We start from the raw sequence: 23,342 nt of genomic DNA on the forward strand, positions 1-23,342 counted from the left end.
CAGCCCACAAGGTTGCCGCAAGGGGCCCGGATAGCTCAGTTGGTAGAGCAGCGGATTGAAAATCCGCGTGTCGGTGGTTCGAATCCGCCTCCGGGCACCATTTAATCACTTCAGTTGTCGAAAGCCTGAATTAGCCGGTTCTTGGTGTTCTGGTCGTTCTTTTTCAGATCAGTTCGCGTCGTACGGCGATGGCGATTGCGTTGATCGTGTTGCGCGCGCCCAGCTTGCGCTGCGCCGATTCCAGCCGGTTCTTCAGCGATGACAGGCTGATGTTCAGCTGTGCCGCAGCCTCGCTCTGTTTCGCGCCTTGGCCGATCAGGTCAAGCGCCGCCAGCTCTTCGGCGGTCAGCGACGTAGCCGTTTCCGAATAGGCCCGTGTCCAGCGATCCAGCATCCCGTCAAGCATCTGCATTTCGTGATCCGTGATCTCGCGGTCGGCGCGGGCGACCGAGAGAAAGCTGCGCCGACGGTCATATTGCGACACGAAGGTCGCGCCATAGACCAGGCCGTGCTGGGCGGCGCGGCGCATGACATTGCGGGGGTCCGGAGCCTTCAGTTCGGACCAGCGGATCGCATGGGTCTGCGAGATCACCCAAGAGGCGACCGGATCGCCGAAGGCCAGCCTTTCGCGTTCATAAATCTCGACCCAATCCTTCGGGAATCTGTTCAAAAGGTAATGCGGATAGCCAAAGCGCAGACCGAAAGCCAGCAGAAAGCCGGTAGCCGCCACCTGCTCAAGTTGCGAGAGTTCATCACTTTTTATCTGTATGACTTTGTCGAGCATGAAAAAAAAATCTGAATTTGGGAATAAGGCGTTGGCTGAAAAGCCAGCAATTCAACTCAAAGGATTGGAAATTGATCTAAGGGTCAACTATGACACAGTTCAATACTTTGTTCGGTAAAGTTGTGCCTTGCCCGGTTCGGTCGCCCGTCGCCTGCTTCCGGGGATGCCTGTTGGGTCATGCATCTGAAGGGTGACTTGCCAAGTTTTGCGAGAGGACCACCGATGACAGCGGCCCGTCAGCCAAGCTACAGCGTCAAGGCAGAACTAACCCGTGACATGCTGGACGTAATCAACGCCTATTTCGAACGGAACATCCCCGAAGACGGCGTGGCGTCGATCGAATTTCGTGACAATGTCCTGTGGCTTTGTGGCCCGGATGGCGAACGGGCCGAACTGATCGGCATGGCCGAGTTGCCGCCTTTCCTGCGCCTGCTGCAGGGCTGAGATGCTATTCGTCGACCACGCTGAACAGCCGCGGCAGGGCGGGGCAGGGCAGAAGCTGGTTCTTGGCGACATCGGCCAGCGTGTGGTTGTGCAGGAACACATAGACATGCGCCGACAGGCTTTCCCACAGCCGGTTCGACAGGGTCTGGGCTCGCGAGCCCGACACCCCGCCCGATGCCCCCGCGCCGACATGCATGGCGCTGACGGTTTCATCGACGGCTTCCAGCACATCGGCGATGCGGATGGTTTCGGGCGCCCGCGCAAGCCGATAGCCACCCCCCGGTCCGCGAACCGAGGTGACCAACTCGGCCCGGCGCAGGCGCACGAACAGCTGTTCGAGATAGGGAAGCGAGATATCCTGACGTTTCGAGATCTCGCCAAGCGAGGTCAATTCGTCCTGCTTGGCGATGGCCAGATCGGTCAACGCGATGATCGCGTAGCGTCCTTTGGTCGAAAGTTTCACGCGACTCCTCCCCTTTGCTCTGTCGGGCTGCATTGACGGGTGGCGCGTCGCTGCGTTATGCCGCCAAAATCCGTTTCTTGCGGTTCCTGTGCCGGCACCCCAGATATGCTGGTCTAGAAGGCGCGGCGCAACGCGTCAAGAAACCATCCTGCCGCTGAAGGAAGACGATGCCAGAGTTGATTTTTCCGGGGCCCGAAGGCCGTCTTGAAGGTCGTTACCATCCCCAGCCCGGCAAGCCCGACGCGCCCATCGCCATCGTCCTGCACCCGCATCCGCAATATGGCGGCACGATGAACAACCGGGTCGTGTACAACCTGCATTACGCCTTTCATAAGATGGGCTTTACCGTGATGCGGTTCAATTTCCGCGGCGTTGGTCGCAGTCAGGGCGAGTTCGATCAGGGCGTCGGCGAATTGTCCGATGCCGCCTCGGCGCTGGATTATCTGCAGGCGATGAACCCCAACTCCAAGCATTGCTGGGTGGCGGGCTTCAGCTTTGGCGCGTGGATCGGGATGCAATTGTTGATGCGCCGCCCCGAGATTACCGGCTTCATCAGCGTGTCGCCCCCTGCGAACATGTATGATTTCAGCTTTCTTGCGCCCTGCCCGAATTCCGGCCTGATCATCAACGGCACCGCCGATCGCGTCGCGCCGCCGAAAGACACCAACACGCTGGTCGCCAAGCTGCGCGAGCAGAAGGGCATCACCATCAGCCACGAAGAAATCGACGGCGCCGATCACTTCTTCCGCGACGACGAGGCGCATATGAAGCCGATGATCGACAAGGTGCAGACCTATGTGCGCCGTCGCCTGACGGAAACCACGCGGTAATCGCGGGCGATGTCCGATCTTCTGGCCGGTCAGTTCGCCTTCCTGAACGAGGCTGACCGGCTGAAATCCGTGACCCGCGCCAATGTCCTGCTGGACCTGTCGCGGGCCGAGAACAGCGCCGAACACAGCTGGCATGTCGCCTTGTGGGCGATGGTGTTCGGCGCGTCGGATCGTGCGATCGCAATGCTGTTGCTGCATGATCTGGTTGAAATCGATGTTGGCGATCACCCGATCCATCTGACCCATGATGCCACCGATGTCGCCGCCGCCGAGGATGCCGCCGCGCGCCGCATCCTTGGGCTTCATCCGGACGCGGACACCCTTCTGACCCAGTGGCGCGCCTTCGAGGGGCGCGTCGATGCCGATGCGGTCTTTGCCAAGCGGATGGATCACACACAGCCGTTGTTTCAGGTGTTGCAGGCCCCGTCGCCCTTGCCCGACCATGTGCAGATCGTGCGCGACAATCTGGAAGGTGGCCGCGCCGCGCGTCTGCGCGACGAATGGCCCGAGATGATCGAGGCCGCGCAGGCCTTGCTGGCGGGCGAAACGGTTGCCGGGGATCTGGCCGCGCGGCTGGCCTTTCTGGCCGAGGCCGATCAGCTGAAATCGGTGTACCGCGCGACGACATTGATCGACGCCTCGCGTTTCGAGAACAGCGCCGAACATAGCTGGCATCTGGCGCTTTATGCGCTGGCCCTGGCCGATCAGGCCGGGCCGGGGGTCGATATCGGCCGGGTGATCCGGATGCTGCTGCTGCATGATCTGGTCGAGATCGACGTCGGCGACGTGCCATTGCATTCCGCGGCGGGGCAGGCGCATGGATCTGCACAGATCCAGCAGGCCGAGGCTGCCGCGGCCAGGCGGATCTTCGGCCTGTTGCCAGACGCGCAGGCGCAGGAATTCCACGCGCTGTGGCAGGAATTCGAGGCGGTTCAGACGCCCGATGCGATCTTTGCCAAATCGCTGGATCGCGTACAGCCCGCCGTTCAGAACCTGCATTCCGGCGGCGTCAGTTGGCGCGAATATTCGGTCAGCTTTGCCGATGTCGAGGCGCGGGTGGGCAGCAAGGTCAGCCGGGGCGCGCCCGCGATCTGGGACTGGCTGTCGCCGCAGATCGCGCTGGCGCTGGCCGACTGACCCGATCAGCAAAACAGGGCGCGGCCATTGGCGCCGTGTCGCTGCACCATCTGGCGGGCCTTGGCACCCGTGGCAAAGGGGCGTGCGCCGGGAAATGTCGCGGACAGGTCGCGCAGTTCGGGAAACAGGGCAAAGATTTCCTCGGCGGCGTGACGCAGGGCCTTCAGGGTCTGCGGTCCGGGATACAGCGATTCCGTTTCAGCCCCGTCCGAGCGGATGACCTCGTGCCGGTCGAACAGAAGATGGATATAGCTGACAGCCGTCGCATCAAGGATCTCGTCAATGCCGGGCGCATCGGTCAATTGACGGGCGGGCACCAGCAGCTCGAACGCGCCGAACATCCGTTGCGCGATCTGCGAGCGAACCAGAATGCGATGTTGGGGTGATACCGTCAGGTCGCGCGCGGGCAGGTTCGGACCAAGCGCCCCCGCCCTGATCCGGATCGGGCGCATCTTCGGATTGGCGGCCAGATCGGCGGCGCCCAGATCGCGTCGGCCATGCCAGCGGATCGGCTGGTGTCCGTGATCGCGGGTCCAGACCAGATCGCCGGGTCGCAGATCCTGCACCGGTCGTTCGCCCTGCGAGGTCAGGATCATCGTACCCGCCGCGAAACAGACGATCGGCAAGTCGAAAATATCTGCCCCGAACGAGATCGTCGCGGCATAGGTGTTCACGGGCAGCGGGGCGGCGTCGACGATGGTGACGCCGCGCAAAACACTGATACCGTCCCATGCGGAAACCGTGCTGAGTGCGGGGCGCATGAAGATATCGCCATTTGCCATCTGCATCAGTACCCCGCTTTGGGTGACGGTGCTGTCATCGGGCAGCCGCAGATCGTATTGAATCCGGAAAAAACCGGTGATCTGCGAAACAGCCTGCTGCCCCGTCTGCGGGGAAAGATAGCTCATGTCCGATGTACCGGCGGCGTTGTAGGTGGTGGCGAAGGCGTTGACGGGTTGGTTGCCGACGCGGATGCCGACGGTCTCACCGGCAATTTCGACAGGTTTCAGTTGGCTGCGCCCTTCGGCACTGTGGCCGATCAGGCTGCGCGCCTGTGCATTGCTGGCAGGGGTGGCCGGGTTCGTGTTGATCTGGGCAAGATTCCCGAACCACAAAAGGTTCACCGTGGTCGGCATGCGACCTTACTCCTTGAAAGATGACGACTGACCATCAAGGCTTAGGCAAAGCTGGCTGAGCCGCGGTTAACGCGGGCGGGCAATCCGCATCGGGTTTTCATCAAACTGTCTCGACCTGAATGCCCGGCTGTAGGGACGCTGATGGCATACCATCGCATACCGTCTTTCATTCAGCCTCGAATCCGGCTATAGCGCCTCAGCAGCATTCCAACGCCAAGGGGGCCAGTATGTCGAAGATCAAGGTAGACAATCCCGTCGTCGAGCTCGACGGCGACGAAATGACCCGGATCATCTGGGATTTCATCAAGCAAAAGCTGATCCTGCCCTATCTGGACATCGATCTGAAATACTACGATCTGGGCATCGAAGAGCGTGACCGCACCGACGACCAGATCACCGTCGATGCCGCCGAGGCGATCAAGAAATACGGTGTCGGCGTCAAATGCGCGACCATCACCCCGGACGAGGCCCGCGTCGAGGAATTCGGCCTGAAAAAGATGTGGCGTTCGCCCAACGGCACCATCCGCAACATTCTGGGCGGCGTGATCTTCCGCGAGCCGATCATCTGCGAAAACGTCCCGCGTCTGGTTCCGGGCTGGACCCAGCCGATCATCGTCGGCCGTCACGCCTTTGGCGACCAGTACCGTGCGACCGACTTCAAATTCCCCGGCAAGGGCAAGCTGACGATCAAGTTCGTCGGTGAGGACGGCGAAGAAATCGAACACGAGGTGTTCCAGTCGCCCGGCGCCGGTGTCGCCATGGCGATGTACAACCTTGACGATTCGATCCGCGATTTCGCACGCGCCAGCATGAACTATGGTCTGGCCCGCGGCGTTCCGGTCTATCTGTCGACCAAGAACACGATCATGAAGGTCTATGACGGCCGCTTCAAGGATCTGTTCCAGCAGGTCTTTGACGAGGAATTCGCGGACAAGTTCAAGGAAGCCGGCATTACCTATGAACATCGCCTGATCGACGACATGGTCGCCAGCGCGATGAAATGGTCGGGCGGCTATGTCTGGGCCTGCAAGAACTATGACGGCGACGTGCAGTCCGACACCGTTGCGCAGGGCTTTGGCAGCCTTGGCTTGATGACCAGCGTCCTGATGACGCCGGATGGGCAGGTCGTCGAATCCGAGGCCGCGCATGGCACCGTGACCCGTCACTATCGTGAACACCAGAAGGGCAACGCGACCTCGACCAACTCGATCGCGTCGATCTTTGCCTGGACCGGTGGCCTGAAGCACCGCGCCAAGCTGGACGGCAATGATGCGCTGATGAACTTTGCCACCACGCTGGAGAAGGTCACCGTTCAGTGCGTCGAGGACGGCTTCATGACCAAGGACCTCGCGCTGCTGGTCGGTCCGGATCAGAAATGGCTGACCACCATGGGCTTCCTTGAGAAGGTCGATGAGTACCTGAACAAGGCCCTCAGCTAAGGGCGACATGCAAAGGCCGGGCAAACGCCCGGCCTTTTTCATTGCGACAGCTTACAGCGGTTGCATACCCGGTCTTGGACGGCTGCGCAGGGTCCGGGGTATCGGCAGGGTGATGATCGCAAGGCAGCCGATGACCATGGCGACCCCGATCCAGCCCAATACGGGCAGACGCTCTCCCACGATCAGGACGGCAAGGACGGCGGCCACGACCGGCTCGAACAGGGTGATGACGGTGGCCATGCTGGCCTGCACGCGGGCCAGACCATACCCGAAGGCGACATAGCCCAGAAACATCGGCACCGCCGCCATGTACAGGCCGACCGCTGCATTCGTCCACGAGGCCAGGAACGGCCCGCCCGACATGACCAGAACCGGCATCAGCAGCAGCCCGCCCAGCCCGAAGGTCGCGCCCATCGCCACCGAGGACCGGGTGCCATCCAGCATCATCTTGCGCGCAGTCCAGGAATACAGCGCATAGGTGAACCCGCCGATCAGCCCCAGAAACACCCCAAGCGGGACCGAGTCCCCGCCGATATCCGCACCATGGGCCGCATTTTCGGCCACGCAGATCAGGCCCATGCCGACCAGTCCCACCAAGGCGCCGACCGACCAGCGCAAGGTCAGCCGCCTGCGTTCCAGCAGATACTCGATCAGCGCCGACAGAAGCGGGGCCGAGCCGATGGTGATCACCGTTCCCACGGTCACGCCCGCCAGCCGCATCGAACCGTAGAACGCAAGCGGATAGATCGCGACCGCGATCGCGCCGATGATCAGCAGCCGTCCTTGCCCCCACAGGGCCACGCGGGCGCGGGCGATGCCACGTGCGGCGACGAGCGCCTGTGCGATCCCGCCCAGCCCCATCGCGGCCGCACCGATGGCGGCGGCACCGACCTGGGGGGCGAATGTGGCGGCGGTGCCGGTCGTGCCCCAGACGAAGGCGGAAAACAGGATGGCGAGAACGCCCAGGGCTTGAGTCTGCATCATCCTACAGCACCTTCAGCATGTCGTGGACGATCGCGCGGGCAGTCCCCACGCGGGTACTGTTGCCGTCCAGTCCGGCGCGGGCCATCGCCCCTTCAAGCAGGAACGCGATATGCGCAGCAAGCGCGGTCACGCGATCCGGATCGGCGGGCAGCAGAGAGGTCAAATGCTGCGCGATGATCGCCTCGACCTCTTCCTTGTGCTGGCGCACAGCGGTCCGGCCTTCATCGCCGGCCTCAAGCTCGGCCGCGGCATTCAGCAATCCGCAGCCGCGAAAGCCGCGTTCATAGGCGAATTCGGCATGGTCCTGATAGGCGTCGAACACGGCCAGAATACGTTGCGCCGGGTCGTCGGCCCCTTGCAGCCGGTGCCGATACAGGTCCAGCCATTCCGCGTGCCGCGCCTGCAGATACTGGTTCACCAGATCGGATTTGGATGAAAAGTTGTTATACAGGCTTTTCTTGGCGACGCCCGCACGTTGAATGATGCTGTCGATGCCGGTGCCTGCGATCCCGTGGTTATAGAACAGCACCATCGCCGCCTGCATCAGGCGATCATGGGCGGATGGTCTGGGGGTGTCGTCGGTCGTGGTCATGGGCATCTCCGTCAAAGTAGGTAGACCGGTATACCTACATTTGTGATTTGGCAAGCGAAGTCATTGACGCCGTGCCGCAATGGCTGCGGCCCCTCTTTCTTTGCGGGGCCGCATGCGCTATGGCCCGTGCCATCCCCGCTGACAGGAGCCCGCGATGAAAGCCGCCGTCGTCACTTTTCCCGGATCAAACTGCGACCGTGATCTTGCCGTCGCCCTGCAGCAGGCAGGGGCCGAGGTCACGCGCATCTGGCACAAGGACTCGGCCCTGCCCGAAGGCACCGATCTTGTCGCCGTGCCGGGCGGGTTTTCCTATGGCGATTACCTGCGTTGCGGCGCGATCGCCGCGCAATCGCCGATCGCCGCGGCGATCCGCGACCATGCGGCGCGGGGCGGCTTCGTTCTGGGCATCTGCAACGGTTTTCAGGTGCTGACCGAACTGAAGCTGCTGCCCGGCGCGCTGATGCGCAATCAGGGCCTGACCTTCATCTGCCGCCCGGCCGGTCTGCGTGTCGAAACGGCAGACAGCGCGTATACCCAAGGTTACGCCAAGGGTCAGACGATCACCATTCCGGTGGCCCATCACGACGGCAACTACCAGATCACCGATGACGGTCTGGCGCAGCTTCGCGATCAGGACCGCATCGCCTTTACCTATGCCCCTGCCGTCAACGGGTCGGTCGCGGATATTGCGGGCGTTCTGTCGGAAAACCGCCGGGTGCTGGGCATGATGCCGCATCCCGAACGCGCCGCCGATCCGGCGTTGGGCGGCAATGACGGTGCCGCGATGTTCGCGGGTCTTGTCGGTGGCTTGATCAACGCCTGACTTGAGCGGCGCGGGTCTTGCGCTTAGATTGCGACAATTCCGCAGCTTGACTGGGCCCACCGTGAACGATGACGAACAGATGGACGCGCATGACCCGCAGGGTCGGCCTGCCGGTGGGCAGTCGCCGAACCCGTGGTGGCTGCGCTCTGTCATCGGGCTGATCTTCCTGACCGCGCTGGCCTCGATCTGGACGACGAATACCTGGCTGACGGAACGGTTTTCCGAAAACACCCGCGTGCGGTCGGAACTGCGGCTGGCCTTGTATACGGGCAACCTTCTGTCCGAATTGCAGCGAACTGCGGTGGTGCCGCTGCTGCTGGCACGCGACCCGGCCCTGATCGGGGCGCTGCAAAGCAACGATTTCTCGACCACTTCGGCGCGGCTGATGGCGGCGCAGAAGGAAATCGGCGCGGCCTCGATCCGCCTGCTGGATGCGTCCGGGCGCACGGTCGGCGCGACCGACCGTTATCAGCTGGGCACCAATAATGTGCAGGCCCCCTATTATGTCGAGGCCCTGCGGTCCCGTGATACGGTGTTCAGCGTGTCGAACCAGGGCTCGGGCGCCTATGAATTCACCTATTCCCGCGCGATCGTGGCCGATGGCAAGACGCTTGGCGTGATCGTGGTCGGCGCGGATCTGACGCGTCTGGAACGGTCCTGGGCCGGAATTTCCGATGCCGTGGCCGTGACCGACAGCGCGGGCGACATCATCCTTGCGACCGAACCGCGCTGGCGCGGGCTGACCATGCCCGAAGCGCTGGCCGTCCGTTCGGCCCCCTCGGCCATTCAACGCGCGTTCCAGGTGACCGCGGACTGGACCAGCATGCCCGCCGACGCCTATCTGCAGGGCAGGGCGGTGATGCGCAGTGAATCGCGGATCCCGTTCCGCGGCTGGCGGATGATCAGCTTTACCACCTACGCCTCGATCCGAGAGCGGGTGAACGCGGTCCTTGCGCTGGAAATCATGGGCTTTGCGATCCTGCTGGCGGGGACATTCTATCTAATGTCGCGCCGCGCGCGGCGGCAATCGGCGGCCTATATGCGCGAATCCGCGGATCTGCGCGCCCTGAACGCGCGGCTGACGCGCGAGATTGCCGAACGCGAGCGGGTCCAGAAGGAACTGCGCGTCGCCGAACAGACCGTGCAGCAATCTTCGAAGCTGGCGGCGCTGGGGGAAATGTCGGCGGGGGTCAGCCACGAACTGAACCAGCCGCTGGCGGCGATGAAAACCTATCTGGCCGGGGCGCGGCTGTTGCTGCAACGCGGTCGCAGCGAAGAGGCGCTGTCCTCGTTTCAGCGCATCGATGACCTGATCGAGCGTATGGGGGCCATCACCCGACAGCTTAAATCCTATGCCCGCAAGGGCGGCGAGGCGGTCGAGCCGGTGGATCTGCGCGCCTCGGTCAGCAATGCGCTGACCATGATGGAGCCGCAGCTGCGCACCCGTCCGATCCGGGTCAACCGCAATTTTCCCCGTGGCAAGGTCATGGTGCTGGCCGATCGCATCCGCCTGGAACAGGTCATCATCAACCTGCTGCGCAATGCCGTCGATGCGGTCAAGGACCGGCGCGAGGCCACCATCGACATCGTGGTCGAGGTCGGCTCTCACGCCTATGTGTCCGTGCGCGATAACGGTCCCGGTGTTTCTGACCTAGAAAAGCTGTTTGAACCCTTTTGGACAACGAAGAAGCCCGGCGAGGGAACCGGATTGGGACTTGCGATTTCTTCTTCGATCGTCGCTGATTTCGGCGGACGGCTGACAGCACATAATGAAACCGAGGGAGGCGCGGTGTTTCAGGTGGAATTGCCGCTGCACCGGCCCGGTCAGCCCCGCGAGGCGTTGGGCGCAGAATAAGAACAAGGAAGGAGTCGTGGCCTCATGTCGCGCAAGTTAAAGATTGCCATCGTCGACGATGAACCCGACATGCGGGAATCGATCAGCCAGTGGCTGGTCCTGTCCGGGTTCGACACCGAAACCTTCGCCAGCGCCGAGGATGCGTTGAAGGTGATCGGCGCGGACTGGCCGGGGATCGTCGTTTCGGACATCCGGATGCCGGGCATGGATGGGATCGCCTTTCTGAAACGCCTGATGGGGCTGGATTCCAGCCTGCCGGTGATCATGATCACCGGACATGGCGACGTGCCCATCGCGGTCGAGGCGATGCGGATCGGGGCCATGGATTTCATGGAAAAACCCTTCGATCCCGACCGCATGACGCAGCTGGCCAAGAAGGGAACACAGATGCGCCGCATGACGCTGGACAACCGTGATCTGCGCCGCGACCTGTCCGAAGGTCAGCAGGTCATGTCCAAGCTGATCGGGTCCAGCCCGGTGATGGAACGCCTGCGCGAGGATATTCTGGATCTGGGGCAGGCTGACGGCCATGTCCTGATCGACGGCGAGACCGGCACCGGCAAGACGCTGGTGGCCCATGCGCTTCATGCCGTGGGGCCGCGCGCCTCGAAGAAATTCGTGCCTGTGTCCTGCGCCGCCTATAACGACGAGGCTTTGGCCGCGCGCCTGTTCGGGCCGATCGAAGACGGGTTGCCGGCGGTCGAGGAAACCCGCGGCGGGACCCTGTGCCTTGAGGATATCGAAGCCCTGTCCGAGCCGTTGCAGGCGCGTCTGCTGGCATTCATCAGCGAACAGGGCAGCCCCGCCGACACCCGCATCATCGCCATTTCCAACGCCCGCGGCGAAGGCCGCAAGGCCGAGGATTCGCTGCGTCCCGACCTGTTCTACCGCCTGTCGGCGCTGCAGATCACCTTGCCGCCGCTGCGCGCGCGGGGCGAGGATATCCTGCAACTGTTCACCCGCATGAGCGAACAGTTCGCGGATGAATATGGCTGCGAGCCGCCGCAGGTTTCCGCGCAAGAGGCCGCACAACTGCTGCAGGCGCCGTGGCCGGGCAATATCCGTCAGCTTATCAATGTGGCCGAACGCGCGGTCCTGCAGAATCGGCGCGGCACGGGCAGCATCGCCTCGTTGCTGATGGCGGATGGCGATGACAACCAGCAGGCCACTACGACCGAGGGCAAGCCGCTGAAGGAATATGTCGAAAGCTTTGAAAAGATGCTGATCGACAACACGATGCGCCGCCACAAGGGCAGCATCGCCAGCGTCATGGACGAATTGTGCCTGCCGCGGCGGACCCTGAATGAGAAGATGGCGAAATACGGCCTTCAGCGCAGCGACTATCTGTAACGCAGGCCATTGGCCCGACATGCAAACGGGGGCGGATTTCTCCGCCCCCGTTTCGATCGGACATCCCAACCCGAACAGCTAAACAGACACACGCGACAAGGTGGTCGGGATCGTCGAAAATCGCCAGGACCTGGCTTGAAAACTGATCAAAAAAACGCGCCGCCGAACAACGGTGACAGCCCGCCGACTGGATAAAACAGGTCTTGCAGATGCAGGCGTCACACAGGCCGGGGCGACAGATGCCGATCACGTCGCCCCGACCCGTCTGCTGACTACCCGGTCAACTTACCGCATCGGTTGTGCGGCTCAACCTGTCGTTTTGGTCAATATGACTGTCTGGTGAAGGTGGCCTGCGGGGCAAATGCTTGCATGGTCAGACGACTGGGGCTAACCCGACGCCAGCTAGAAGGGGCACCGAAACATGAGCGTTACATCGGCCAAGGGCCTTCATCCCCGCACTCAGGCGGTTCATCACGGCACCCGCCGCAGCCAGTATGGCGAAATGGCCGAGGCGATCTTTCTGACGCAGGGCTTCGTCTATGACAGCGCCGCGCAGGCCGAGGCGCGATTTGTCGAATCCGGCCCGGACGAGTTCATCTATGCCCGCTATGGCAATCCGACCAGCCGCATGTTCGAGGACCGCATCGCCGCCCTGGAAGGGACCGAGGATGCCTTTGCCACCGCAAGCGGGATGGCGGCGGTGAATGGCGCGATGTTTTCGCTGTGCAGCCCCGGTGATCACGTGGTCGCCGCGCGGGCGCTGTTCGGTTCCTGCCTGTATGTGCTGGATCTGCTGGCCAAGTTCGGGGTCGAAGTCAGTTATGTCGACGGCACTGATCTGGATCAGTGGAAGGCCGCGATCCGTCCCGGCACAAAAGCGGTGTTCTTCGAATCCGTGTCCAACCCCGGTCTGGAAGTGATCGACATGCAGGCGGTTGCCGATCTGGCCCATGCCGCCGGCGCGCAGGTCGTGGTCGATAATGTCTTTGCCACCCCGGTCTTTTCGCGGGCCGTGGACATGGGCGCGGATATCGTCGTCTATTCTGCGACCAAGCATATCGATGGCGGCGGACGTGCATTGGCCGGGGTGATCTGCGGCACTCGCGATTTCATTCGCGGCACCGCCGAGCCCTATCTGAAACATACCGGCGGCGCGATCAGCCCGTTCCACAGCTGGATCATGCTGAACGGTCTGGCGACGATGGATCTGCGCGTCCGGGCGCAGGCGCAATCGGCGGAAACCATCGCCAGGGCGTTGCAGGGCCATGCCGGTCTTAGCCGTGTGATCTATCCGGGACTGGCAGACCATCCGCAACACGATCTGGCGATGCGGCAGATGGGATCGGGCGGGACGATGATCGCGATCGAGGTCGCGGGCGGCAAGGACGCGGCCTTCGCGGCGCTGGACCGGCTGAACATCATCAAGATCTCGAACAACCTTGGCGATGCGAAATCCATCGTGACCCATCCCGCCACGACCACGCATCAGCGCCTGTCGGATGAAAACAAGGCGCAACTGGGCATTACGCCGGGCCTTCTGCGCCTGTCCGTGGGTCTGGAGGATGCGCAGGACCTGATCGACGATCTCGTCAACGCGCTGAACGGCTGATCGCGTCGCGACGGCCGTCCGGGCATGAAAATGGTGCATTTTCAGCGCCGCTACTTTAGAAAGCTGTCCTGCGCCCCCATATTCGGGGCGCAGTCTCGAACAAGGATGCCCGCATGACCGATGCCCGTCCGATGATCCCGTCCTACCCGGCGCTGGTTCGCGAATATGACGCCGATTTCCGCGTCACCGACGATTACAAGGCCGATCTGCCCGACCTGCAGAACGGCCCTGCCAGCCTGATCGTGGGTGCCCGTGCGCCGATTCAGCATGTCGGGATCTCGAATTTCCGCCTGCCGATCCGCTATCAGACCAGCGACGGGGGCGAACTGGTTCTGGAAACCAGCGTGACCGGCACCGTCAGCCTTGAGGCGGATCGCAAGGGCATCAACATGAGCCGCATCATGCGGTCCTTCTATGGTCATTCCGATCATCTGTTCAGCCTGAAGGTGCTTGAGGCCGCGCTGGACGATTACAAGGCCGATCTGGACGCGTTCGATGCGCGGATCCAGATGCGCTTCAGCTATCCGATCCGGGTGGACAGCCTGCGCTCTGGTCTGAGTGGGTGGCAGTATTACGACATCGCGCTTGAGGTTGTGGAACAGGCCGGGCAACGCCTGCGGATCATGCATTTCGATTATGTCTATTCCTCGACCTGCCCCTGTTCGCTGGAACTGTCGGAACATGCGCGGGAATCGCGCGCCCGTCTGGCGACGCCGCATTCGCAGCGTTCGATCGCGCGGATCTCGGTGGTCATGGACGGTCCCGACAAGCTGTGGTTCGAGGATATGGTCGATATCTGCCGCCGCGCCGTGCCGACCGAAACCCAGGTCATGGTCAAGCGCGAGGATGAACAGGCCTTTGCCGAACTGAACGCCGCGAACCCGATTTTCGTCGAGGATGCGGTGCGGGCCTTTGCCCAGGGGTTGCAGGACGATCCGCGCATCGGCGATTTTCGTGTCGTCGCCAGCCATCAGGAATCGCTGCATTCCCATGATGCGGTCAGTCTGCTGACCCAGGGCACGACCTTTGCCCAAAGCTCGCTTGATCCGATGACATTCGCCGGGCTGCGGGCCTGAACGGATGAGCAAAAGCCTGAAGCGCGTTCGCGCGGCGCTGGATGATGCCGGTGCCGCGGTCGAGATTCTGGAAATGGCCGAATCGACCCGTACCGCCGCGGAGGCCGCCAATGCCGCCGGCTGCCAGATCGACCAGATCGCGAAATCCATCGTCTTTCGTGGCGCCCAGACCGGGCATATCGTGCTGTTCCTGACGGCGGGCGGCAATCGCGTGGATCCCGAAAAGGCGGCCAGGGTCGCCGGGCAGGCGCTTGGCAAGGCCGATGCCGCGCAGATTCGGGCCGAAACAGGCTTTGCCATCGGCGGGGTATCGCCCGTGGGGCATCTGTCACCGGTGACGATCTATTTCGACCCGCGGCTGGGTGATTTCGACTTGGTCTGGGCCGCCGCCGGCACGCCGCGCCACATCTTTTCCATCGCCCCCGGCCAGTTGCAGTCGATCACAGGCGCGATCACGGCGCAGTTTACCCAGACCGGATGAAACCGCACGCGGCTGGCGGCGTTGAACAGGCGATACAAAAGCCCCCGGAAAGGAGCGTTTCATGACCCAACCGATGTTGACCTTCAATGACGGCAATCGGATGCCCCAGCTTGGCACAGGGATCTGGCAGGTGCCGGATGCCGATACGCCGCGCGTGGTCAAGGACGCGCTTGAGGTCGGTTATCGGCTGATCGACGGCGCTGCGGCCTATCAGAACGAAACCGGTCTGGGTGAGGGGATTCGCAACGCCGATGTCGCACGGGGCGATATCTTCGTGACCTCGAAACTGTGGAACTCGCATCACGGCTATGACAATGCGCTGAAAGGGTTCGAGGAATCCATGGGCCGTCTGGGGCTGGATTATCTGGACCTGTACCTGATCCATTGGCCGCTGCCGCAGAATGACCAATATGTCGAGACTTGGAAGGCGCTGATCAAGCTGCGGGACGAAGGGCGCATCCGCTCGATCGGGGTTGCCAATTTCCACGAAGAACATCTGCGCCGCCTGATCGACGAAACCGGCGTTGCGCCGGCGCTGAACCAGATCGAGCTGCATCCGACGCTGATTCAGTCGGACATGCGCGAAGTCAACAAACGCCTGCACATCGTTACTCAAAGCTGGACTCCGTTGGGACGGGGCGACTTCGACCTGCCCGAGGTTCAGAAGATTGCCGAGCGTCATGGCCGCAGTGCCGCGCAGATCGTGCTGCGCTGGCATATGCAGCACGGGCTGTCGGTCATTCCGAAATCCACCCACAAAGGGCGACTGGCCGAGAATTTCGATATTCTGGGCTTTACGCTGGATGATACCGAAATGGCTGCGCTGGACGGTCTGGACCGGGATCATCGCACCGGTCCGCATCCCGACAGCTTTGATATGCGCGAATTCCCCGGCTAGGCATCAGTCCGGTCGCAACAGCCTGCGGGTCAGCGGGCTGCTGGCGTCGCGCAATCCTTCGATGACATCGAAATGATGGCGACCGGGATCGACCACGGTTTCGGTCGCCACGCCCATTCCCGCCCAGATATCGGCCAGCAACCGTGACTGACGGATGAATTCGGGGCGCTCGGCCCCGCCGACCCAGGCGGTGACCGGGATCCCGGTTCGGGGTTGCAGAAGGGCGGGGCTTTCCAAAGCCGCCTCGGCCGCATCAATGTGCAGCGTCTTGTTCATCGCCGTGCGCATCAGCGGTCGCAGGTCAGTCAGGGCAGAGATCGGGACGCATGAACTGATCCTGTCAGCGGTGCTCTGCGGCAATGTCCCGTCATCGCAGATCATCCGCGCCGCCAGATGGCCACCAGCGGAATGTCCGGTGATCGCGATGGGCCCGGAAACCTGTGATGCGGCCTCGGTGATCGCCTGCGCGACCTCTGTCGTCATCTGGGCGATTCGCGCCGTCGGGGCCAGCGTATAGGCGGGCATCAGTACCGCCCATCCGGCCGACAACGGACCCGCCGCGAAATGCGACCAGACGGATGGGTCGAATTTCATCCAGTAGCCACCGTGAATGAACACGGCCAGCCCCTTGGCGATGCCGTCGGGGCGAAACAGATCTCCGCGGCCGATGGGCTGCGGGGGATGCTGGGCGCGAAACACCTGGGCCAGTTCCGTCCAGCGCGGCGGATAGGCGTCGGCACCCGCGATATGGGGGCCATTGGCATAGGCATCGTCCCAGTCGTTTACGTGGTACAGCATCTCGTCTCCTCTTTCGGGCAGGGAACCCTGCTGATAGCGTGCCGTCAATCAGGGAGGCGCGGCGATGACCGATTTTGACAAGACGAAACAGGCATTTCATTTGCCGCAGGGCGTAACCTATCTGGACGGCAACTCGCTTGGTCCGATGCCAAAGGCCGCCAAGGCGCGGGTGGCCAACATGATGGCCGACGAGTGGTCGGAAATGCTGATCACCGGTTGGAACAAGGCCGGCTGGTATGTGCAGCCGCGCAAGGTCGGCGATCGTATCGCGCGCCTGATCGGGGCCGGGCCGGGGCAGGTGGTGATGGGCGATACCCTGTCGATCAAGGTGTTTCAGGCCGTCAGTGCCGCCCGTGCAATGCGCCCCCAGCGGCGGGTGATCCTGTCCGATAGCGGTAATTTCCCCTCGGACCTTTATGTCGCCGAAGGACTGGCCCGTGCCGTCGATGCGGAACTGCGTGTCGTCGCCCCCGAAGAGGTCGCAGGCGCCATCGATGATACCGTGGCCGTCCTGATGATCACCGAGGTCGATTACCGCACTGGCCGACGCCACGACATGAAGGCGTTGACCCAGACCGCGCACACGGCCGGCGCGTTGACGGTCTGGGATCTGGCGCATTCGGCGGGGGCCGTGGATGTCGATCTGCTGGGCTGCGACGCCGATTTCGCGGTGGGCTGCACCTATAAATACCTGAATGGCGGCCCCGGCGCCCCGGCCTTCATCTGGACCCACCCGCGCCACGCGGATGCGGCGCAGCCGATCTTGCAGGGTTGGATGGGGCACAGGGCGCCCTTTGCATTCGACCAGAGCTATCAGCCCGCCCCGGGGGTCGAGCGGATGCGCGTCGGCACCCCGCCGGTGATCGCGCTGACCGCGCTGGATGCGGCGCTGGATGTCTGGGACGATGTGTCGATGCCCGATCTGCGTGCCCGGTCGATCGAGCTGACACAGGCCTTCATCGCCGGGGTCGAGGAACATTGCCCCGATCTGGTCCTGAACTCGCCCCGCGACCCGGCAAAGCGCGGCTCTCAGGTCAGTTTCCGCCATCCGCAGGGCTATGCGGTGATGCAGGCGCTGATCGCCCAAGGGGTGATCGGTGATTTCCGTGCGCCGGATGTGCTGCGGTTCGGGTTCGCGCCGCTCTATGTCGATCTGGACGATGTGGCGCACGCCGTTCAGATCATGGCGATGATCTTGAAGGACAAAAGCTGGGATCGAGAAGAATTTCACGAAAGGGCCAGTGTGACGTAGGGGCATGGGGCTTCTCAGCCCGCGCGGTTCGGCGCACAACTTGCGGGATAGAACGGTGCTCGACATGATCAGGAAATTCTTGTCCCTTGGCGCGATGCTTGTCGCAGGCGCGCTTCCCGCGCAGGCCGCGCCCGAAGATCTGCGGGTGCAGATCGTGCCCGTGGTCGAACGGCCCCTGCGGTTGGCACTGGAACTTTCCGGCACATTGCAGGCCCATAACAGCGTCGAACTGGGCTTTCGTCAAAGCGGCCGGGTGCAGCAGGTTCTGGTTGAAGAAGGCGATACCGTTCGGCGCGATCAGGAAATTGCGCGGCTGGATTCGGTGCAGCAGGATCAGGCCCTCAGCGTGGCCAAGGCCAGTCTGTCGGCGGCCCTTGCGACGCGCAAGCAGGCCAGCCAGGCCAGCGACCGCGCGGCCGCGATGTTGACGCGCGGGGTTGGCACGCGGGCGGCACGCGATGACGCGGTGCGCGCCCTGTCGCAGGCCGAAGGCGCGGTGGAGCGCGCGCAAAGCAATCTGGAACAGGCCCAACGCGCGGTCGAGGATACGGTCCTGCGTGCCCCCGGCGATGCCATCGTGACGGCGCGCGCGATGGCCGCCGGACAGATCGTCGGGGCGGCGCAGCCGGTCGTATCGCTGGCGGAACTGGGCCCGATGGAGGCTGTCTTTGCCGCGCCCGATCATCCGTTGCTGACGGCGATGCGGGGCAATGATGTCCATATGACGGCGCTGGACATCGATCTGCCGGAAATGATCGGAACCGTCACGGAAATCGCGCCGCTGGTTGATCCGGGCACCGGGACCGTGACCGTCCGCGCCGAACTGCAAAAGACGCCCGTGACCGCGCAGTTGCTGGGCGCGGCGGTGCGGGGCCGTCTGATGGTCACGGTCGATCAGGCGTTGACGGTGCCATGGACCGCGCTGGCCCGTGCCAAGGGCAGGCCCGCCGTCTGGGTCGTGGGCGAGGATGGCCGGGTGACGCTGTCGCCCATCAAGATCCGCTATTTCGGCGATGGTGAAGTTTTCGTTCAGGACGGTCTTGTCAGCGGACAGAAGGTCGTGGGCGCAGGGTCGCAACTGCTGTTCCCCGGACGCCGGGTGCAGCCTGTCGACACCGGGGAAGGAGCGCGGCAATGATCCTGCGACTGGGGGCCATCGCCCTGATTCTGCTGACCGCGTCGCCGGCATCGGCACTTCATCTGCCGGAATGGATGCGTTTCGGCAGCCATGCCTCGGTCGATCCGGGCCCGCCGCGACCGGTCGTGACGGAAATCGTGATGGATCAGGGCAGCGACGCCAGATCGGTTCCCGGCGTCATCGTGTCCCGGACCGAGGTGACGATGGCGTTTCAGACCCTTGGCCGCATGATTGCCCGCCATGTCGATCTGGGTGACCGGGTCGAGAAGGGGCAACTGCTTGCCGAATTGTCGACCGATGATCTGGTCGCCTCGACCCGGGCGGCGCGGGCCGCGGTCGATTCCGCCGAGGTGCAGCTGGAAACCGCCCGCACCACCTTGCAAAGGACCGAGGCCCTGGCGCGGCGCGACGTCGCCTCGGACTCGCAGTTGGAACAGGCGCAACAGGCGCTGGCCGCCGCCGAGGCGAATGCCGAACAGACGCGGTCACAGTTGATCCAGGCGCAGGATACCGAAGGCTATGCCCGAATGACGGCGCCGTTTTCCGGCGTCATCAGCGCCGTCTACGAGGCGTCGGGCGCAGTGGTCAGCGCCGGTGCGCCGGTGATGCAGCTATCCGCCGATGACACCCATGAGGCCGCCATCGACCTGCCCGAGGGCGCCTTGGCGGTGCTGCCCGACGACCCCGCCTTTACCGTCTGGCAGCGCCAGAATCCCGGCCACGAGGTTACCGCGACCATTGACCGGATCGAGCCTCTGGCCGATATCGCGACGCGCACCCGGCGGCTGTATCTGACCTTGCCGCCCGATGCGCCCTTCCGCCTTGGGGCGTTGATCCGGGCGCGACTGGGTGCGGCGGGCGAACCCGCCCTGACCCTGCCGGATGCCGCGATCCTGATGCGCGACGGGCAAAGCCATGTCTGGCGCGTGACCCGCGAAGGCGACAGCGCGACCGTCAAGCTGGTGCCGGTCCGGACCCGGCCCAGTTTCGAGGGGCGCTGCCTGATCCTGGACGGTCTTTCCGAGGGCGACGAAATCGTGGTGCGCGGCGTTCATCATTTGCAGCCCGGCCAGCAGGTCGGGCGGAGGGTCGATCCTTGAAACGTTTCAATCTGTCCGACTGGGCGCTGCATCATCGCAGTTTCGTCTGGTTCCTGCTGGTCGTCTCGATGATCGCGGGGACGCTCAGCTACATGAATCTGGGCCGGGAAGAGGATCCGAATTTCACCATCAAGCGCATGGTGATCGGCGCCGCGCTGCCCGGTGCCACCATCGAAGAGACGCTGAAACAGGTTACTGCGCGGATCGAGAAGAAACTGGGGGAACTGGATGAGCTGGATTACACCGAATCCGTGACCACCCCCGGCCAATCGGTCGTCTATGTCGAATTGCTGCCCACCACCCGCGGCCCGCAGGTGCCGATGATCTGGAACCGCGTGCGGCAGATGATGTCGGATATCAGGCCGGAATTCCCGCAGGAATTTCAGGGGTTTCAGTTCAATGACGATTTTGGCGACGTGTTCGGCAATATCTATGCCTTCACCGCCGATGGCTATACCCAGCGCGAGTTGCGCGACCGGGTCGAGGCGATCCGCAAGCGGGTGGCGGCGCTGCCTGCCGCCGGCAAGACCGAGCTTCTGGGCGAGCAGGACGAACGCATCTATCTGGAATTTTCGACCGCGCGTCTGGCGGCGCTGGGGCTGAACCAGCAACAGGTCATGGCCACGCTAGCGACGCAGAACGCCATCGCGCCTTCGGGGGTGATCGAGGACGGGCCCGAGCGTGTTCTGGTGCGTGTCGGTGGACAGTTTGACGATGCCGATGCCATCTCGGCCGTAAATCTGCGTATCGGAGAGCGGTTCTTCAATCTGGCGGATGTGGCCACGGTGTCGCGCCGCTACGAAGATCCCCCGTCCAGTCTGTTCCGCTATCAGGGCAGGCCCGCGATCGGATTGCAGATCGGGATGCGCGAGGGCGGCAACATCCTTGAATTCGGCAAGGAGCTGGATGCGCTGATGGCCGGGGTCGCCGCCGATCTGCCGATCGGGATCGACATGGCCAAGGTCGCCGATCAGCCCCATGTCGTCGACGAGGCCGTCGGCCATTTCGTGAAGGCGCTGGCCGAGGCGGTGATCATCGTCCTGATCGTCAGCTTCGTCAGCCTGGGTCTGCGGGCTGGGTTCGTGGTGACGCTGACCATTCCACTGGTGCTGGCGATCACCTTCGTGATCATGGAAATCTATGGCATCACCTTGCAGCGGATTTCGCTGGGGGCGCTGATCATCGCGCTTGGCCTGCTTGTCGATGACGCGATGATCGCGATCGAGACGATGATTTCCCGGCTGGAGGTCGGGGCCTCGTTGTCCGAAGCCGCCAGCTATGCCTGGACCTCGATCGCCTTCCCGATGCTGACCGGCACCCTGGTGACGGTGGCAGGATTCATCCCCATCGGCCTGAACAATTCCGCCGCCGGAGAGTTCACCTTTTCACTGTTCGTGGTGATCGCGGTTTCGCTGCTGATCTCCTGGATCGTGGCGGTGCTGTTTGCGCCGCTTCTGGGCGTCACCTTCCTGACGACCAAGATCGGCCATCACGACCACACACCCGGTCGGTTGCGGCGCGGCTTCCACCGGTTGCTGCGTCTGGGCATGCGGTTCAAAGGGGCGACGATCATCCTTACGCTGATGATTTTCGGGGGCGCGGTCTTCGGCATGCGCTTTGTCGAGCAGCAGTTCTTCCCAAGTTCGGACAGGACCGAGGTTCTGGTCGATATCTCCGAACGGCAGAACGCTTCGATCGCCAAGACGCGCGATGATATGGACCGGCTGGAAAGCTATCTGGCCGACAACGACGATGTCCTGTTCTGGACGTCCTATGTGGCCCGGGGCGCGCCGCGTTTCGTGCTGTCGATGGATGTGCCGACCGCTGGCCCGCATTTGGGGCAGATCGTGATCCAGACGCCCGATCTGGCGGCGCGGGATCGGGTCAAGGCGTTGCTGAACGATGTCGCCGCGCGCGAATTTCCGGGCCTTGATGTCTATGTGAAGAACCTGGAAATCGGGCCGCCGGTTGGCAAACCGGTGCAGTATCGCGTCAGCAGCCCGGTTATCGGTAACGCCCGCGATGCCGCGCGCGGGCTGGCCAGCGTGGTCGCGTCCGAGCCACGCTTGCGCGATATCACGTTGGACTGGAATGAACCCGCCCGCGTGATCCGGCTGCGCGTCGATCAGGATCAGGCGCGGCAGCTGGGCGTTTCCAGTCAGGATGTCGCCAACGCGCTGTCGGCCGTTTTCAGCGGCACGACGGTCACGCAATTGCGCGACGACATCTATCTGATCAATGTGGTGACGCGCGGCAGCGATGCGGATCGCCAGTCGCTTGAATCGATCCGCAATCTGCAATTGATGACGGGCCGCTCGGGGAATATCCCGCTGATCGCGCTGGCAAGCCTGGAATATGAAACTGAACAGCCCCTGATCATGCAGCGCGACGGCTTGCCGACCGTGACGGTGAATGCGGCCATAGACGGCAAGGACCAGCCGGCGACATTGGTGGCGGCACTGGCGGATCGTGTGGCAGACTACGCTGCAACGCTGCCAGAAGACGTCAGGATCGAGTTGGGCGGCACCGTTGAAAGCTCGGGCGAAAGTCAGGCGCCCATTGCGGCCGTCGTCCCCGTCATGCTGCTGTTGATGGCGTTCCTGGTGATGGCGCAGATGCAAAGCTTTCGGTTGTCGCTGATCGTGTTCGCGGCGGCACCCTTGGGCCTGATCGGGGTGGTGGCGGTGCTGGTGCCTTTCGGCGTGCCCATGGGGTTTGTCGCGATCCTGGGGATCCTGGCACTGATCGGCATCCTGATCCGAAATTCGGTCATTCTGGTGCACGAGATCCAGGTGCTGATCGCGCAGGGAAAAAATCGCTGGGATGCCGTGTTCGAGGCGTCTGACAGCCGGGCCAGACCTATTCTTCTGACCGCGGCTGCGGCGTCTCTGGCGTTGATTCCGATATCACGGCAGGTGTTCTGGGGGCCGATGGCCTACGCGATGATGGGTGGCATCATCGCGGGCACGTTGGTGACCCTGATCTTTGTTCCGGCGCTTTACTGCGCGGTCTTCCGGGTCAAGCCGCCGGCGCGATAAAGGATTGTGCTTCAGGACGGGCCTGTACTTTCCGATCGCCGCCTGAGGCGCCGCCTGTGTGCACAGGTCGCAGAAACCGCAACGGTTGACGGCGGCGCCATCGCGGGACGCAAAG

General features: G+C 63.2%; 21 protein-coding genes and 1 tRNA gene. 16 read left to right on the top strand and 6 right to left on the bottom strand.

Going from position 1 to position 23,342, the window contains the following annotated elements; translation table 11 throughout:
- Window positions 1-24: 24 nt before the first annotated feature.
- Window positions 25-100: transfer RNA gene (locus tag BMX67_RS12165), tRNA-Phe, on the top strand.
- Between the two features lie 63 nt (window positions 101-163).
- Here BMX67_RS12165 and BMX67_RS12170 read toward each other — a convergent pair.
- The gene (locus BMX67_RS12170; protein ID WP_175479890.1) at window positions 164-730 is read right to left on the bottom strand and encodes a helix-turn-helix transcriptional regulator; all 567 of its coding nucleotides are present in this window, start codon (window positions 728-730) and stop codon (window positions 164-166) included.
- A gap of 276 nt (window positions 731-1,006) precedes the next feature.
- On the opposite strand from BMX67_RS12170, the gene BMX67_RS12175 reads away from it, so the two are divergent.
- Complete coding sequence (locus BMX67_RS12175; protein WP_090735302.1) at window positions 1,007-1,228, top strand: hypothetical protein; 222 nt, start codon at window positions 1,007-1,009, stop codon at window positions 1,226-1,228.
- 4 nt (window positions 1,229-1,232) lie between these two features.
- Here the strand turns inward: BMX67_RS12175 and iscR are convergent, their stop codons facing one another.
- Window positions 1,233-1,691: a Fe-S cluster assembly transcriptional regulator IscR gene (gene iscR / locus BMX67_RS12180; protein ID WP_090735304.1), complete on the bottom strand. Its 459-nt coding sequence runs from the start codon at window positions 1,689-1,691 to the stop codon at window positions 1,233-1,235.
- Between the two features lie 167 nt (window positions 1,692-1,858).
- Between iscR and BMX67_RS12185 the strand changes: the two genes are divergently transcribed.
- Entirely contained in the window at window positions 1,859-2,521 is a 663-nt protein-coding gene (locus BMX67_RS12185; protein ID WP_090735307.1) for an alpha/beta hydrolase, read from the top strand.
- 9 nt (window positions 2,522-2,530) lie between these two features.
- Window positions 2,531-3,658 carry an HD domain-containing protein gene (locus BMX67_RS12190; RefSeq protein ID WP_090735310.1) on the top strand — a complete coding sequence of 376 codons (1,128 nt, stop codon included), beginning with the start codon at window positions 2,531-2,533 and terminating at the stop codon, window positions 3,656-3,658.
- A gap of 5 nt (window positions 3,659-3,663) precedes the next feature.
- On the opposite strand, the gene BMX67_RS12195 is transcribed toward BMX67_RS12190, so the two are convergent.
- Window positions 3,664-4,794, bottom strand: a complete 1,131-nt coding sequence (locus BMX67_RS12195; protein ID WP_090735313.1) for a Hint domain-containing protein — start codon at window positions 4,792-4,794, stop codon at window positions 3,664-3,666.
- A gap of 227 nt (window positions 4,795-5,021) precedes the next feature.
- Here BMX67_RS12195 and BMX67_RS12200 point away from each other — a divergent pair, with 227 nt between their 5' ends.
- Window positions 5,022-6,233: an NADP-dependent isocitrate dehydrogenase gene (locus BMX67_RS12200; RefSeq protein WP_090735315.1), complete on the top strand. Its 1,212-nt coding sequence runs from the start codon at window positions 5,022-5,024 to the stop codon at window positions 6,231-6,233.
- Between the two features lie 51 nt (window positions 6,234-6,284).
- Here BMX67_RS12200 and BMX67_RS12205 read toward each other — a convergent pair whose 3' ends face one another.
- On the bottom strand, window positions 6,285-7,217 hold the full coding sequence (locus tag BMX67_RS12205) for a DMT family transporter (RefSeq protein ID WP_090735318.1): 933 nt from the start codon (window positions 7,215-7,217) through the stop codon (window positions 6,285-6,287).
- Window position 7,218: 1 nt separating this feature from the next.
- Window positions 7,219-7,809, bottom strand: coding sequence for a TetR/AcrR family transcriptional regulator (locus BMX67_RS12210; protein WP_090735321.1), 591 nt, complete (start codon window positions 7,807-7,809; stop codon window positions 7,219-7,221).
- Between the two features lie 154 nt (window positions 7,810-7,963).
- Here BMX67_RS12210 and purQ point away from each other — a divergent pair, with 154 nt between their 5' ends.
- The 7 genes from purQ (at window position 7,964) to BMX67_RS12245 (ending at window position 15,901) form a co-directional block, all read left to right on the top strand.
- Window positions 7,964-8,632, top strand: a complete 669-nt coding sequence (gene purQ / locus BMX67_RS12215; RefSeq protein ID WP_090735323.1) for a phosphoribosylformylglycinamidine synthase subunit PurQ — start codon at window positions 7,964-7,966, stop codon at window positions 8,630-8,632.
- A 79-nt stretch (window positions 8,633-8,711) separates the two neighbouring features.
- A complete protein-coding gene (locus BMX67_RS12220) occupies window positions 8,712-10,487 on the top strand; it encodes a sensor histidine kinase (RefSeq protein WP_090735478.1) in 1,776 nt (591 codons plus the stop codon).
- A gap of 24 nt (window positions 10,488-10,511) precedes the next feature.
- A complete protein-coding gene (locus BMX67_RS12225; protein ID WP_090735327.1) occupies window positions 10,512-11,837 on the top strand; it encodes a sigma-54-dependent transcriptional regulator in 1,326 nt (441 codons plus the stop codon).
- Between the two features lie 421 nt (window positions 11,838-12,258).
- Window positions 12,259-13,446, top strand: coding sequence for an O-succinylhomoserine sulfhydrylase (metZ, locus tag BMX67_RS12230; protein ID WP_090735329.1), 1,188 nt, complete (start codon window positions 12,259-12,261; stop codon window positions 13,444-13,446).
- Window positions 13,447-13,514: 68 nt separating this feature from the next.
- Window positions 13,515-14,522 (top strand): GTP cyclohydrolase FolE2, encoded by a 1,008-nt coding sequence (gene folE2 / locus BMX67_RS12235; RefSeq protein ID WP_411958300.1) that lies wholly within the window; start codon window positions 13,515-13,517, stop codon window positions 14,520-14,522.
- 4 nt (window positions 14,523-14,526) lie between these two features.
- Window positions 14,527-15,003 (top strand): YbaK/EbsC family protein, encoded by a 477-nt coding sequence (locus BMX67_RS12240; protein ID WP_090735335.1) that lies wholly within the window; start codon window positions 14,527-14,529, stop codon window positions 15,001-15,003.
- A 61-nt stretch (window positions 15,004-15,064) separates the two neighbouring features.
- Window positions 15,065-15,901: an aldo/keto reductase gene (locus BMX67_RS12245; RefSeq protein WP_090735338.1), complete on the top strand. Its 837-nt coding sequence runs from the start codon at window positions 15,065-15,067 to the stop codon at window positions 15,899-15,901.
- 3 nt (window positions 15,902-15,904) lie between these two features.
- On the opposite strand, the gene BMX67_RS12250 is transcribed toward BMX67_RS12245, so the two are convergent.
- Window positions 15,905-16,699 (bottom strand): alpha/beta hydrolase, encoded by a 795-nt coding sequence (locus BMX67_RS12250; protein WP_090735341.1) that lies wholly within the window; start codon window positions 16,697-16,699, stop codon window positions 15,905-15,907.
- 64 nt (window positions 16,700-16,763) lie between these two features.
- On the opposite strand from BMX67_RS12250, the gene kynU reads away from it, so the two are divergent.
- The 4 genes from kynU (at window position 16,764) to BMX67_RS12270 (ending at window position 23,227) form a co-directional block, all read left to right on the top strand.
- Window positions 16,764-17,951 carry a kynureninase gene (kynU, locus tag BMX67_RS12255; RefSeq protein ID WP_090735344.1) on the top strand — a complete coding sequence of 396 codons (1,188 nt, stop codon included), beginning with the start codon at window positions 16,764-16,766 and terminating at the stop codon, window positions 17,949-17,951.
- Between the two features lie 64 nt (window positions 17,952-18,015).
- The gene (locus BMX67_RS12260) at window positions 18,016-19,089 is read left to right on the top strand and encodes an efflux RND transporter periplasmic adaptor subunit (protein WP_090735347.1); all 1,074 of its coding nucleotides are present in this window, start codon (window positions 18,016-18,018) and stop codon (window positions 19,087-19,089) included.
- The gene (locus tag BMX67_RS12265; RefSeq protein WP_090735349.1) at window positions 19,086-20,189 is read left to right on the top strand and encodes an efflux RND transporter periplasmic adaptor subunit; all 1,104 of its coding nucleotides are present in this window, start codon (window positions 19,086-19,088) and stop codon (window positions 20,187-20,189) included. Before BMX67_RS12260 ends, BMX67_RS12265 begins: the two co-directional genes overlap by 4 nt.
- Window positions 20,186-23,227 (top strand): efflux RND transporter permease subunit, encoded by a 3,042-nt coding sequence (locus tag BMX67_RS12270; protein WP_090735352.1) that lies wholly within the window; start codon window positions 20,186-20,188, stop codon window positions 23,225-23,227. The genes BMX67_RS12265 and BMX67_RS12270 overlap by 4 nt, the downstream gene beginning before the upstream one ends.
- Window positions 23,228-23,342 lie beyond the last annotated feature (115 nt).

The sequence above is a fragment of the Paracoccus homiensis genome (assembly GCF_900111675.1).
GTDB classification, from domain to species: domain Bacteria; phylum Pseudomonadota; class Alphaproteobacteria; order Rhodobacterales; family Rhodobacteraceae; genus Paracoccus; species Paracoccus homiensis.

Coding starts and splice junctions, on each gene's coding strand:
- purQ (WP_090735323.1), top strand. CDS start 7,964: ATGAAAGCCGCCGTCGTCACTTTTCCCGGATCAAACTGCGACCGTGAT.
- BMX67_RS12190 (WP_090735310.1), top strand. CDS start 2,531: ATGTCCGATCTTCTGGCCGGTCAGTTCGCCTTCCTGAACGAGGCTGAC.
- BMX67_RS12265 (WP_090735349.1), top strand. CDS start 19,086: ATGATCCTGCGACTGGGGGCCATCGCCCTGATTCTGCTGACCGCGTCG.
- BMX67_RS12220 (WP_090735478.1), top strand. CDS start 8,712: ATGGACGCGCATGACCCGCAGGGTCGGCCTGCCGGTGGGCAGTCGCCG.
- BMX67_RS12260 (WP_090735347.1), top strand. CDS start 18,016: ATGATCAGGAAATTCTTGTCCCTTGGCGCGATGCTTGTCGCAGGCGCG.
- BMX67_RS12195 (WP_090735313.1), bottom strand. CDS start 4,794: ATGCCGACCACGGTGAACCTTTTGTGGTTCGGGAATCTTGCCCAGATC.
- BMX67_RS12240 (WP_090735335.1), top strand. CDS start 14,527: ATGAGCAAAAGCCTGAAGCGCGTTCGCGCGGCGCTGGATGATGCCGGT.
- BMX67_RS12245 (WP_090735338.1), top strand. CDS start 15,065: ATGACCCAACCGATGTTGACCTTCAATGACGGCAATCGGATGCCCCAG.
- BMX67_RS12210 (WP_090735321.1), bottom strand. CDS start 7,809: ATGACCACGACCGACGACACCCCCAGACCATCCGCCCATGATCGCCTG.
- BMX67_RS12225 (WP_090735327.1), top strand. CDS start 10,512: ATGTCGCGCAAGTTAAAGATTGCCATCGTCGACGATGAACCCGACATG.
- BMX67_RS12250 (WP_090735341.1), bottom strand. CDS start 16,699: ATGCTGTACCACGTAAACGACTGGGACGATGCCTATGCCAATGGCCCC.
- kynU (WP_090735344.1), top strand. CDS start 16,764: ATGACCGATTTTGACAAGACGAAACAGGCATTTCATTTGCCGCAGGGC.
- BMX67_RS12205 (WP_090735318.1), bottom strand. CDS start 7,217: ATGATGCAGACTCAAGCCCTGGGCGTTCTCGCCATCCTGTTTTCCGCC.
- BMX67_RS12200 (WP_090735315.1), top strand. CDS start 5,022: ATGTCGAAGATCAAGGTAGACAATCCCGTCGTCGAGCTCGACGGCGAC.
- metZ (WP_090735329.1), top strand. CDS start 12,259: ATGAGCGTTACATCGGCCAAGGGCCTTCATCCCCGCACTCAGGCGGTT.
- BMX67_RS12185 (WP_090735307.1), top strand. CDS start 1,859: ATGCCAGAGTTGATTTTTCCGGGGCCCGAAGGCCGTCTTGAAGGTCGT.
- BMX67_RS12175 (WP_090735302.1), top strand. CDS start 1,007: ATGACAGCGGCCCGTCAGCCAAGCTACAGCGTCAAGGCAGAACTAACC.